The sequence below is a fragment of the Pontibacter sp. BAB1700 genome (assembly GCF_000277005.1).
Taxonomy (GTDB): Bacteria; Bacteroidota; Bacteroidia; order Cytophagales; family Hymenobacteraceae; genus Pontibacter; species Pontibacter lucknowensis.
Genome location: NZ_AKIS01000238.1, coordinates 1 through 11,863, shown reverse-complemented (window position 1 = coordinate 11,863; position 11,863 = coordinate 1). Strand labels below are relative to the sequence as shown.

The following is an 11,863-nucleotide window of genomic DNA, read 5'->3' as shown; positions in this document are numbered from 1 at the left end:
AGGCGCCTTTCCATATAGTTCGGCTTTGGCATCGATAACGGCCGGGTTGTCAGCTGACATGCGGTTCCTGTCATTGGTCACATTTGTGATGATGGCATACAGATTCTCAAAGGTAATGATGCCTTTCTCAGTCGCTTCCTCTGCCAGTTCTTCATACCGGATGTGCATGCCCTGCACCTCTATTTTCAAAAGGGTCAGGCCGGTTTTCAATTGCTGGATGATGTCATGCGGCAGTGGTTTGTTTCCTTTGGCAGTGAAGTTCTTCCGATCCATAAACGCACTCAGAGACGGGTTCTTGATCACTACATGCCTAGCCATCAGGTTATTATGCCGGGAGTGCAATGCAAAGTCTACGCCGCTCAGATTGATCTCCGGCACCTCCAGCCGCATGGTCGACACGGCCTTGCCTTTCTGGCGGGCAAGCGCCGCATTGTCCAGAAGCGGGATGATTTGGAGGTTGCCAATGTTAATCGTCCCGTCTTCGGTATTGGCTTTGAGGGCTGCAGCCTGCAAGCGATACGTTCCGTCAGGAAGGGTGAATTCAGCTTTCCCAGATTCAAACGCAATAAGTCTGGCATAATAAGCCCGCTCCCCATCTTCAAATGCGGTACTGTCAAGCTGAAGATCTCTCACCTCCATGGTAAAGTCCCACAAGGAGATCCGGTCTGTCTCCGCATTCTGGCCTTCACGGATACGCAGCGTCGCCTTCTCCACCTCAATCGTACCGATCTGCAGGTTTTTCATAATCCCGTCCACAGACTTGTGCAGCGGCTCGTGGCTCGCCGTCGTGTCCTGACGCATTTCGGTAATCAGCACAGTAGGCTGAAGAACCCTAAGCTTGTTCAAATCGAGCGGCTCCCCTCTTAGGATGCCGATGAAGTTAATGCCTGCCAACACCAGTCTGTCTGTTTTGAGATTCATTAGTGTACGAGGCGCCGCTGCCGCAACCGTGTCCTGCTGGCTGATTTCATGCTGCTTGTCCCAGGCTTCAAAGTCAGGTATCAAGTGGATAGAGTCTGCTGTGAAGCGCCCGCTTAGCAGGGATGAATCAAGCCCGTTCAGTTTCAAGGTATAGAGGCCGTTTGATTCTTCTCTCACACGCGACTCCAACTCACGCTGCAGCCAGGGATTAAAATATTGAGATGTCAGAATTGCGATAATGATAAAAAGAGAGGCGAGTATGAGGAGTAGCCATACCCACCATTTTTGAAGGAGCGTTTTAATTTTCACGTAGAGTCAGTTTCAGATGAATACGGGCACAGGCACTATGTGTTTATAACCTGGCTGTCGCTTATATGTTCTAACCCGGTATAGATAAAATACCACGTATCATCTATGCTGGCGCCAGGTATACGCTTTTGAAAAAATATGCGTTTTGGTAAAATAGGCAGGTCAAAACTCAACTTAATCTTTGAACGAACGTTCAATCATAGTATATTTGAGCAAATATTCACCTTCCCATGACCCGGTTTCAGGAAAGAAGAGAGCACAGTATTAACAGGTTAGTTGAGGTAGCCCTGAGGCTATTTGCATCGCAAGGCTATGAAGCCACCTCGATCCGCAGTATTGCCAAAGAGGCAGGCATGTCACTCGGTTTGCTTTACAATTACTTTAAAAGCAAAGACGAGTTGCTGGCAGAAATCTTCCGCCGCGGCGTAGAAGACATTCATGCTTCCTTTGAGCCCGCTTCTGAACAGGCTGGCTCAGGTATAGCGCAACATATTCAGCAGACTGTAAAACTGCTGAAAGAAAAAAAAGACTTCTGGAAACTGCTGCACGGCATCCGGATGCAGTCAGAGGTAGTCAGGCAACTCCTGCACGATATGCAGGAGGAGACTGCTTACATCGAAGAGCGCATCCGACAGAATCTGATGGAGGCGGGTATTCCATTCCCTGAACTCGAAGCTAAACTCCTCTTCGCTTCCATCGACGGGATGGCAAACCATTTTTTGTTTTACGACAACTACCCCATAGATGACGTGGCTTCCCTCCTGATCATGAAGTATAAGAAGTGATAATTGAATTTTAGAAAATCAGCATGAAATCTCCCCGATGGCTTGATCGCATTTTATACCCCTTTGCACACCATACAATGGCGCTGCAAGCCGGGCAGATGCATTATGTAGATGAAGGGCAGGGCGAACCCATCGTCTTTGTGCATGGCACGCCCACCTGGTCGTTTGTATGGCGACAGCAAATAAAAGCACTCAGCCGGACACACCGCTGCATTGCCCCTGACCATCTGGGCTTTGGTCTCTCAGACAAGCCTGCTCCTGATGCCTTTGCGTATACCCCAGCGGCGCACGCGCAGAACCTGGAGCAATTGATTGAGCACCTGCAACTCCGGGACATTACGCTGGTAATACATGATTTTGGCGGCCCCATCGGGCTGAACTATGCTTTGAGACATCCCCAGAATGTGAAGCGCCTTATCATACTGAACACCTGGATGTGGTCGCTGGAGAATGAAGCGCAAATAATGAAGATCAGCGGTTTCCTCAATGGCGGCATAGGGCGGTTCCTATACCTGAACCTGGGTTTTTCGCCCCGCCTGCTCCTGCCCAGAGGCTATCACCAGAAACGCCACCTGAGTAAGGATGTGCACCAGCACTACCTAAAACCCCTCAGCAACAGCCGCAGCCGCATGGGCACCTGGCACTTTGCAATTGCACTCAAAGCATCGGGCTCCTGGTTTGCCAGCCTTTGGGAGCAGCGCGAAAAGCTTCGTACCATACCTAAACTGATTCTGTGGGGAGAAAAAGACAAACTGCTTACGTTAAACCTGCTTGAACAGTGGCAGAACACATTCCCGGAAGCAAAAGTCAGGCGATTAGAGGCTGGTCATTTTGTGCAGGAGGAAAAGGGAGGCGAAATCGCTGACGCCATCAAAGATTTTATATAAAGAATTTTTAATATTTATTGCAGCTAAAGTAATCTTTTTCATACCTTTATAGTCAAATTAAAACTATGAAAAAGATCATACTTTCTACATGGCTTTTAGTCATTACATTTCTCTCTGTATCGTGCGATAAAGAGAAGGATGAAAGCACCTCGATCATGCCCAAGGTGGAGGCTACGATGGAAAGATCTTTTAATTACCTGGAATCTGCAGAAGAGGAAAAGGCAGTCTACAGCCTTAGTCTGAAAGAGATGCAACTTGTGTCAGATGAAGAAAAGCTGCAGCTGAATTTTGCACCGTCACAGCCCGCCACCATCGACGCGCTGGTATTTAACATCAAGCAGGCGGACCTGCTGCACGGCTATATCGGAACTTATACGGTGCGTTCCCTTTCAAATAACAAAACAGGGCGTGCTGACCTGACCTACTACCACTACTACAACAAGACCAGCAAGAGTGCCTTATTTAGCAGCGGAAACCGTATGGAGGGGCAGATTGAGATCAAAGCTTACAATGCTTCAACCGGCCTTGCAAGCGGCAGCTTTGAAGTAACGATAACGAATGTCACCGATCCTACTTCCTACGGCAGCAATCAGGAAAAGCCCCGCAAGTGCAACATTACCCTGAAGGGGAAATTCAATAATCTTAAGTTGCTAACGCCTAAGCAAAAGCAGAAAAAAGTATTTTGAAGACCAGCCGCCACCGCGACTGGTCTTTACTTTTTATGACGTTCTTCCAATACAGCCACTACATCGGCTAGCTCCAGCCCTGTGGCTGCCAATAACACTAGCAGGTGATAAAGCAAGTCGGCAGCCTCACCTTTCATGGTATCAGTTTTACCGGCTACTGCGTCAATTACAGTTTCCACGGCTTCCTCCCCTACTTTCTGGGCAATTTTGTTCACGCCTTTGTCAAACAGGAAATTGGTATAAGACGCCTCTGTCGGGTTCGCTTTGCGTTGTTGTATCACCTCCTCCAGTCTGGCGATGAACTGAACCGCCGCCAAGCGTTTAGCTGATGGATCTTCGCCAAAGCAACTGGTGTCGCCGGTGTGGCAGGTAGGCCCGTTGGGGTTCACCTTGATCAAAAGCGAATCATTGTCACAGTCATCGACGATGCTAACCACCTGCAAGGTATGGCCAGAGGTTTCGCCTTTCGTCCAAAGGCGGTTTTTAGAGCGGGAGAAAAAAGTCACCAGCCCTTCTTTTTGCGTCTTGTCCAGGGCTTCCTGGTTGATGTACCCCAGCATCAGCACCTGACTTGTAGCAGCGTCCTGTATCACAGCAGGCACTAGCCCACCCATTTTATCAAAGTCGATTTTCACGTTATGCACTTTAAGCGTTAAATTTATGAGTCAAGTGTTTTAAATATTCCACACATTCACCCCATCACTCATTCAAAAATATCAGATCCTCACCGCTATACCTTCCGTTTTCAGGTATGCCTTCAAGTCAGGAATATCAAGCTCTCGGAAGTGAAAGAGGCTGGCGGCGAGGGCAGCATCTGCTTGGGCTTCCTGGAAAGCATCGGCGAAGTGTTCCTTCGTTCCTGCCCCACCCGAAGCAATCACCGGTACAGAAACAGCTTCCGAAACGGCCTTGGTAATGTCCAGCGCAAAGCCGGCTTTGGTGCCGTCGTTGTTCATACTGGTCAGCAGGATCTCGCCAGCACCCAGCTCCACCACTTTCTTTGCCCAGTCCACGGTGGCATGTTCTGTCTCTACGGTTCCAGCTCGGGCGTATACCTTCCAGTCGGTCGCTTCCGTATACTTGGTGTCGATGGCCACCGTCACACACTGACTGCCGAAGCGCTTAGCCAAGTCCTCCACTAATTGCGGATTGCGTATAGCGGCGGAGTTGATCGACACTTTATCGGCACCGGCCTGCAACAGCACTTCCACATCAGCCACGGCACTGATGCCGCCGCCCACAGTGAAAGGAATATCGATGTGGCGGGCAATGTCGCGTACCAGCTCGGCAAAAGTTTTGCGCTCTTCGTTGGTAGCAGTGATGTCCAGAAACACCAGTTCGTCGGCACCCTGTTCGGCATACCATTTGGCCAGCTCCACAGGGTCGCCTGCATCGCGGATGTTCTCAAAACGGACTCCTTTAACGGTGCGGCCGTTTTTGATGTCCAGACAAGGTATAATGCGTTTAGTTAACATAAAAATCGCGCTAAGTCCTTCAATGTAATCGTTCCTTCATAGATCGCCTTTCCGATGATGGCACCGGCTACCCCGATCTCCTGCAGTTCATCCAGATCCTGTACGGTTGTTACGCCGCCACTGGCAATTATTTGAGCATCAGGCAAGGTGAGTTTCAGGTGACGGTAGGTGTTGGTGGACGGTCCCTGCAACTTGCCGTCTTTGCTAACATCGGTGCAGATGAAAAGTTTGGCTCCCGTCTTCAGATAGCCCGACATAAAATCCTGCAGCGGGTATTTGCTCTCTTCGGTCCAGGCGCTGATGGCGATGTTAGTGCCTTTGAAATCGGCCCCAATGATGATCTTATCGGCCCCGTACTGCAACAGCCAGTTTTTCACCTTCTCCGGCTCACGCACCGCTATACTACCTGCCGTAATCTGTGCTGCACCCGCATCAAAAGCCTGTTTAACGGCTTCGTCTGACTGCAATCCACCGCCAAAATCGATGGTGAGCCTGGTGTTGGCGGCAATGTTTTCGAGCACATTTAAGTTCACTGGCTTTCGGGCGCGGGCACCGTCAAGGTCTACCAGGTGTAACCGTTTGATGCCGTTCGCTTCAAAACGTTTGGCTACTTCGAGTGGATTGCTGTCGTAGGTGGTTTGCTGAGCGAAGTCGCCCTCAGTCAGGCGCACGCACTGGCCGCCGATCAGGTCAATGGCAGGGATAATCTCCATCATAAGGCAAGGAAGTTTTTAAGGATCTGTGAACCGGCAGGACCACTTTTTTCGGGGTGAAACTGCGCAGCATAAAAGTTTTTGTATTGCAAAGCGGCCGAGAATGGCTCCGGATAAGAAGTCTGGGCGATAGTATATTCGCTCAAGGGCACGTAATAGCTGTGCACGTAATAGGCGTATTCCCTTTCGGTTATACCTTCAAACAAAGGAGATTGCAGCTTCTCTAACTGGTTCCAGCCCATGTGTGGCACCTTCAGGTCTGTCTCAAAACGCTTTACCGGCAAAGGGATAATGCCGAGCAAATCAGTATCACCTTCTTCAGAATGTTCGCAGAGTAACTGCATACCCAGACAAACTCCAAAAAAAGGCTGCTCAAGTGTCGGTAGCAGCTTATCCAGATTGCGGCCCGCAACTGTGCCATGGCCGACGAGGCCTCCCCCACGCCCGGAAATATGACCTTGTCCGCCGCCTTGATCGTCTCAAAATCGCAGCTCAGTGTGGCCTGTACACCGAGTCGCTCCAGCGCAAACTGCACCGACTGCACATTACCCGCTTTGTAATCAACTATAACTAAATCCATTATATTGAATGTGTAATCAATAGTGACGAATGATTAATAAATCCTGTAAATCCTGTAAATCCTTGAATCCTGTAAATCCTGATTCAGACAACAAAAAAAGCCTGACTCTGTTCGGAGTCAGGCTTTTGGAAAGAATATTTTAGTAAACTAAATCAAATCCATAGGCAGACGGCTCCGAAACGATTGCTTCGTGCATGATGATGGTGCAGATGTGCCATTGTGCCTTTCATTGCTGCAAATATAGGTTGCGGCTGGCGTAATACCATGCCTATACCTGATTCTTTTTCACAAGGTATACGATTGTCGTTTCAAGATGTCGGGTTTTCGGTTATTTTTGGAGCAATGAAAAAGATAATGATACTAGCTGGCGTGTTTGCCGCAACGATGGTGCAGGCACAACAGCGTATGACACCGGAAATACTCTGGCAACTGGGCCGTGTTTCTGCCGAAACCGTTACTCCTGACGGTAAATCGGTGATCTACGGCGTAAGCTACCCCAATGTACAGGAAAACAACAGTGAGCGTAACCTCTATGCTATACCTGTTTCAGGCGGACAGCCAACGCAGCTCACTTCTAGCAAAGGCGGCGAAAGCGTGGTGCACATCGACAAGGCGACAGGCAACATCGTATACCTGCACAAAGGTCAGCTGTGGCAGTTAGCCGGCGGCAAAGGTGAACCCAAACAACTAACCAGCGTGGAAGGCGGACTGAGCAACGTACGCTTCTCTCCGGACGAAAACACCTACTGTTTTCCCGCGAAGTGGAAGTGAAAAAGATGCACAGCTCCGACATATACCCGGAGCTAAAAAAGTCCAATGCTTACGTGTACGACAACCTGAACTACCGCCACTGGGATACATGGGAAGACGGTAAGTTTCAGCACATCTTCTACGCCAGCTACAATAATGGGCAGTTGGGCACACCGGTTGACCTGATGAAAGGCGAGCCATTCGATGCGCCTCAAAAGCCTTTTGGTGGCAAAGAAGACGTCATCTGGAGCCCGGACAGCAAGGCGATCCTTTACGTGAGCAAGAAGAAGTTCGGCAAGGACTACGCCGTGAGCACCAACACCGATATTTACCGCTATGACATCGCCAGCGGAAAAACGACTAACCTCACCGAAGGCAACCTAGGCTACGACACCCATCCAACTTACAGCGCCGATGGATCAAAACTGGCTTGGCTGGCCATGGACGAAGATGGCAACGAGGCTGACCAGAACGAATTGATCGTGCTGGACACTAAGTCTGGCAAAAAGTACAACCTGACCAAGGACTGGGACGAAACCATCAACGGTTTTGAGTGGAGCAACGACGGCAGCAAAATCTGGTTTGTGGCCCCAACCAAAGGCACGATTCAGGTATACGAGATCACGCTTCCGAAAAACCTCGACAAGTTCACGGCCAAAGGCATACGCCAGGTTACCAAAGGACAGTTCGATGTGAACGGTATCGTGGGGCAGGTAGGCAACAACCTGATCGTGTCACGCAACGACATGAACCGCGCACCGGAACTGTACCGTCTGGATACCAAGTCTGGCAAGCTGACGCAATTAACCACGGTGAACGACGAGGTATACAGCAAGCTGGCGAAGAGCAAAGTAGAGCCACGTGTGACCAAAGCCAGCGACGGCAAAGACCTGTTCTCGTGGGTGGTATACCCGCCGGACTTCGACCCAAATAAGAAATACCCGACACTACTTTACTGCCAGGGCGGCCCGCAATCGGCTCTTACCCAGTTCTACTCTTACCGTTGGAACCTGCAGCTGATAGCGGCTCAGGGCTACATCGTAGTGGCTCCTAACCGTAGAGGCATGCCGGGCCATGGTGAAGAATGGAACCGTCAGATCAGCGGCGACTGGGGCGGTCAGCTATCCGCGACTACCTGTCTGCCATCGACGATGTGGCCAAGGAGTCTTATGTAGACAAAGGCCGACTGGGAGCGATCGGCGCGAGCTACGGTGGCTACTCCGTGTTTATGCTGGCTGGTCTGCATGAAGGTCGTTTCAAGACTTTCATCGCGCATGATGGCCTGTTTGACATGCGCAGCTGGTATGGCACCACCGAAGAAATGTTCTTTGCCAACAACGAATTGAAGGGGCCTTATTGGGATACGAAGTCTCCTCAGAGCTACAAGGAGTACAACCCGATCGAACTTTCTAATAAGTGGGACACGCCGATCCTGATCGTGCAGGGCGGACAGGACTTCCGGGTAGGTATAGAGCAAGGCTTACAAGCTTTCCAGCTGGCACAGCTGAAAGGCATCAAGAGCCGCTTGCTATATCTGCCGGATGAAAACCACTGGGTGCTGCAGCCGCAAAACGCCATGGTATGGCAGCGTGAATTCTTCAAGTGGTTAGATGAAACGCTAGATAAAAAAGCAAATTAAAACAGAAAGCCCGGTACTGAATTGTACCGGGCTTTTTTATGCATATTGGTTTAGTCTAAAAACCAAAGTCTTATGTTAATTAAGAAGTTTGTCATTTCATTCAGTTGTTCCTTGCCTTCAGTTCTTTTAAAGGCATGAAGAAGGTATTCCATAAATCTAATTTTATGGAAGAGCTCCTGACTGGCAAATCAAGAAGATTAAGCTTTACAGCATTTCTAATTTTGAATTCATGATTTCTAATAGGCCGCAGCCCACTAGTTCAGGTTCAAGCCAAAAGCCAAACCTAACCAGGGCTTGCGCTGGTATACCCAATCGTGGCGGTACTTATCGAGGAGATGATCAAAGCCCAGCGCCAAACCGAAGGTGAAATTGTTGATGCCAACAATACCCGCCACCCCATTCAACAACACAACACCTTCATATTCATACCCTACCTGTCCACCTGTCACGGCCTCGTTCACAGTTGTAGCGCCTATACCTGAAAACAAGCCGAAACTATACCCGAAATGGTTCAAAAAACGCCGGTGATTGCCCACAGGAGTCGCTTTGTAATTGATTCGGAAAACATCCCGGCGAGCTCCTATAAACAGCGCTCCCTGAAAAGTCGTGTTGAGTTGATTCGGTATGCCTGCCGTGCCCGGTCGGTATTTAAACGGGATGGTGAGCACATCCAGATCAAAGGACGGCTTTGAGAAGGTATAGGTATGGCCTGGCGCCGCATCTAGTTCCTCAGGTATAGCGAGTGTAATTTTGGACGTCGTATCGAGCTGAACAGCTTGTCCTCTTGTGTAATCTTGCGCGGGATATAGTCTGAGTGATTCTTCCCCCATGTCCACGTATACTTTGGCTGCCGGTTCTCTTGAAATTTTTGCCTTATAGATTCCTTCAGAAAACGAATACTTAGAAGATTCCTGAAGTGACGTGCAACTGGTGAAAAGCATTGTAGCTAAAAGCACCGGAAGTATTAGTTTAATCTCTATTAGTAAGTATAGTTTCTGCATAGGCAAATGTTATATGATTTAGTACGCAAAAAGCAAGGTTGGTTATAACTTAGAGTGCAAAAGCCTGACACTTCCGCATCAGGCTTTTGTAGCTTTAATAATCTTTGGAGAAGGGGCCCTGTATGAAGATTCAGACAGCTATACCTTAAAAGCTCTCCCTTAACGCAAAGGCCTGTCGCATGCGCTTGATCAGACGTTCAGATTCCTGGAAGTTAACTGTCTGTTGCCCGTCCGAGAAGGCTTCTTCCGGCTTTTGGTGCGTTTCGTAGATCACGCCGTCGGCACCTGCCATCACAGCGGCCAGTGACATGGGCTCTACATGGTCGCGCAGACCGATGCCGTGCGATGGATCGACAATCACTGGCAGGTGGGTTTTGGCCTTGAGCACCGGCACCGCGTTCAGGTCGAGTACGTTACGGTAGGCGTTTTCGTAGGAGCGGATGCCGCGCTCGCAAAGCATGATCTTTTCATTGCCGTTCGAGAAAATGTATTCCGCCGCTTGCAGCAACTCTTCCAACGTGCCGGAGATGCCACGCTTCAGCAAAACGGGCTTTTTGTGCCTCACCCAGTGAATCAAGCAAATTGAAGTTCTGGCTGTTACGGGCTCCTACCTGAAACACATCTACGTAGTCTATCATGTCTTCTATCTGCGATACCTGCATTACTTCCGTAATGATCTTGATGCCGTTCTGGCTGCAAAGCTGGTGGAACATGCGCAGCCCTTCCAGCCCACTCCCTCTAAAAGCATAAGGCGAACTGCGTGGCTTGAACACACCGCCCCGCATGATCTTCACGTTGTTGGCTTTCAGGTGTTCCACTACCAGCTCGATCTGCCGCTCACTTTCAATAGAGCACGGACCTGCCATAATGCTGAAGTTGCCCTCTCCGATCACCACACCATTGCCCAAGTCGATCAGCGTCGGATTCACGCGCCACTTGCGAGAGATCAGCTTGTACTCGTCTGACACGCGGTGGATGTCCGCAACGCCCGGCAACTGACCCAGTGTACGGATATCAAAGTCTTTCTTGCCGATGCCGACAATGTAGTGTGCTTCCTGCGTTTTTACTTCATTGGCTTTAAAGCCTATACCTTTTACTTCCTGCAGTATAACTTCCAGTAGTTGGTTAGGTATACCTTGTTGCAATTGTATGATCATGCGATTTCGTTCTGTCTGATGCTTCGAATAAATGTGCTGATGTTCTCGGTCAGGCTGCCCTCTTTGGCCAGTGCCTTGATAAAAGCACTGCCGATGATCGCGCCGCTGGCGTGGTTGCAGGCCTGCGTGAACGTGTCGTGGTTGTGGATACCAAAGCCGATGATGCCCGGATTTCGAAGACCCATTCCGTTTACCCGTTCAAAATAGCCCGTGTTGACTACAGACTGACCCGTGGTGCTTCCTGTTACCGAGGCCGACGAAACCATATAAATAAAGCCATTGGTATGCGCATCGATTTCGCGGATGCGTTGCTCCGGTGTCTGCGGCGTGATCAGGAAAATATTGCTGAGCCCGTTTTGCTCGAACAATTCCTTATACTCCCGCACATAATCTGACAATGGCAGGTCCGGTAAAATCAAACCGTCTATACCTAGTTCGCTTGCTTTTTGCATAAAGCGCTCCACGCCGTACTGCATCACCGGGTTTAGGTAGCCCATCAGCACCAGCGGAATCTGGGTATGCTGCCGGATGTCCTGCAATTGGGCAAACAGCTTAGGTATAGTCATGCCATTGCGGATCGCCACTTCAGAGCTTTGCTGAATGGTCGGACCGTCAGCCAGCGGGTCTGAAAAAGGCATGCCGATTTCGATCAGGTCAACCCCGTTCTTCTCCAGTTCCAGTATGATCGGCACCGTGTCTTCTAAATTCGGGAAGCCGGCCGTGAAGTAGACCGATAGCAAGCCCTTTGGTTTCTGTGCGAATAGTTGCTGAATTCTATTTTCCATCGAAGTTGAATCTGTCTAAGTAAGTTGCCAAGTCTTTGTCACCACGCCCTGATAAGTTGATCACTACCACTTCCTCCGGCTTGGCCCTAGTCTGCCGATCGCGGCAAGAGCATGGGCTGTTTCCAGCGCAGGGATGATGCCTTCAAGTCGGGTCAGCTCAAGTACCGCCTGCAGG

10 protein-coding genes and 4 pseudogenes are annotated in these 11,863 nt (G+C 49.8%); 5 read left to right on the top strand and 9 right to left on the bottom strand.

All coding sequences use genetic code 11. The features are described from left to right. Positions 1–1,230: hypothetical protein (locus O71_RS20780; protein WP_155801050.1), on the bottom strand; the 1,230-nt coding region annotated here is incomplete at its 3' end. Between the two features lie 230 nt (positions 1,231–1,460). Between O71_RS20780 and O71_RS20775 the strand changes: the two genes are divergently transcribed. From O71_RS20775 to O71_RS20765, 3 genes are all read left to right on the top strand, one after another. Next, positions 1,461–2,015, top strand: coding sequence for a TetR/AcrR family transcriptional regulator (locus tag O71_RS20775; protein ID WP_007661131.1), 555 nt, complete (start codon positions 1,461–1,463; stop codon positions 2,013–2,015). 23 nt (positions 2,016–2,038) lie between these two features. Then, positions 2,039–2,902, top strand: a complete 864-nt coding sequence (locus tag O71_RS20770) for an alpha/beta fold hydrolase (RefSeq protein ID WP_040575066.1) — start codon at positions 2,039–2,041, stop codon at positions 2,900–2,902. 65 nt (positions 2,903–2,967) lie between these two features. Continuing rightward, the gene (locus O71_RS20765) at positions 2,968–3,588 is read left to right on the top strand and encodes a hypothetical protein (protein WP_007661127.1); all 621 of its coding nucleotides are present in this window, start codon (positions 2,968–2,970) and stop codon (positions 3,586–3,588) included. A gap of 26 nt (positions 3,589–3,614) precedes the next feature. On the opposite strand, the gene hisIE is transcribed toward O71_RS20765, so the two are convergent. The 4 genes and pseudogenes from hisIE to hisH form a co-directional block, all read right to left on the bottom strand. Beyond that, positions 3,615–4,232, bottom strand: coding sequence for a bifunctional phosphoribosyl-AMP cyclohydrolase/phosphoribosyl-ATP diphosphatase HisIE (gene hisIE / locus O71_RS20760; RefSeq protein ID WP_007661125.1), 618 nt, complete (start codon positions 4,230–4,232; stop codon positions 3,615–3,617). Between the two features lie 72 nt (positions 4,233–4,304). Further along, positions 4,305–5,063, bottom strand: a complete 759-nt coding sequence (hisF, locus tag O71_RS20755; protein ID WP_007661123.1) for an imidazole glycerol phosphate synthase subunit HisF — start codon at positions 5,061–5,063, stop codon at positions 4,305–4,307. Beyond that, positions 5,057–5,779: a 1-(5-phosphoribosyl)-5-[(5-phosphoribosylamino)methylideneamino]imidazole-4-carboxamide isomerase gene (gene hisA / locus O71_RS20750; protein ID WP_007661120.1), complete on the bottom strand. Its 723-nt coding sequence runs from the start codon at positions 5,777–5,779 to the stop codon at positions 5,057–5,059. Before hisA ends, hisF begins: the two co-directional genes overlap by 7 nt. Continuing rightward, positions 5,776–6,356, bottom strand: a pseudogene (gene hisH / locus O71_RS20745) (imidazole glycerol phosphate synthase subunit HisH). Before hisH ends, hisA begins: the two are co-directional and overlap by 4 nt. Before the next feature lie 342 nt (positions 6,357–6,698). Here hisH and O71_RS24830 point away from each other — a divergent pair. After that, the gene (locus tag O71_RS24830; RefSeq protein ID WP_202800261.1) at positions 6,699–7,127 is read left to right on the top strand and encodes a hypothetical protein; all 429 of its coding nucleotides are present in this window, start codon (positions 6,699–6,701) and stop codon (positions 7,125–7,127) included. A gap of 5 nt (positions 7,128–7,132) precedes the next feature. Then, a pseudogene (locus O71_RS24825) lies at positions 7,133–8,745 on the top strand (prolyl oligopeptidase family serine peptidase). A 254-nt stretch (positions 8,746–8,999) separates the two neighbouring features. Here O71_RS24825 and O71_RS22305 read toward each other — a convergent pair. From O71_RS22305 to O71_RS26160, 4 genes and pseudogenes are all read right to left on the bottom strand, one after another. After that, positions 9,000–9,575: a hypothetical protein gene (locus O71_RS22305; RefSeq protein WP_143731959.1), complete on the bottom strand. Its 576-nt coding sequence runs from the start codon at positions 9,573–9,575 to the stop codon at positions 9,000–9,002. A 316-nt stretch (positions 9,576–9,891) separates the two neighbouring features. Further along, a pseudogene (locus O71_RS20730) lies at positions 9,892–10,903 on the bottom strand (bifunctional 3-deoxy-7-phosphoheptulonate synthase/chorismate mutase). Continuing rightward, the gene (gene trpA, locus O71_RS20725) at positions 10,900–11,688 is read right to left on the bottom strand and encodes a tryptophan synthase subunit alpha (RefSeq protein ID WP_007661106.1); all 789 of its coding nucleotides are present in this window, start codon (positions 11,686–11,688) and stop codon (positions 10,900–10,902) included. Before trpA ends, O71_RS20730 begins: the two are co-directional and overlap by 4 nt. Next, a pseudogene (locus O71_RS26160) lies at positions 11,678–11,863 on the bottom strand (tryptophan synthase subunit beta); the annotation flags it as partial. The pseudogene O71_RS26160 and the gene trpA, both read right to left, overlap by 11 nt.

Excerpts from the sequence above, each read along its gene's own strand:
- hisF (WP_007661123.1), bottom strand. The coding sequence starts at position 5,063 with ATGTTAACTAAACGCATTATACCTTGTCTGGACATCAAAAACGGCCGC.
- O71_RS20770 (WP_040575066.1), top strand. The coding sequence starts at position 2,039 with ATGAAATCTCCCCGATGGCTTGATCGCATTTTATACCCCTTTGCACAC.
- O71_RS20765 (WP_007661127.1), top strand. The coding sequence starts at position 2,968 with ATGAAAAAGATCATACTTTCTACATGGCTTTTAGTCATTACATTTCTC.
- hisA (WP_007661120.1), bottom strand. The coding sequence starts at position 5,779 with ATGATGGAGATTATCCCTGCCATTGACCTGATCGGCGGCCAGTGCGTG.
- O71_RS22305 (WP_143731959.1), bottom strand. The coding sequence starts at position 9,575 with ATGGGGGAAGAATCACTCAGACTATATCCCGCGCAAGATTACACAAGA.
- trpA (WP_007661106.1), bottom strand. The coding sequence starts at position 11,688 with ATGGAAAATAGAATTCAGCAACTATTCGCACAGAAACCAAAGGGCTTG.
- O71_RS24830 (WP_202800261.1), top strand. The coding sequence starts at position 6,699 with ATGAAAAAGATAATGATACTAGCTGGCGTGTTTGCCGCAACGATGGTG.
- O71_RS20775 (WP_007661131.1), top strand. The coding sequence starts at position 1,461 with ATGACCCGGTTTCAGGAAAGAAGAGAGCACAGTATTAACAGGTTAGTT.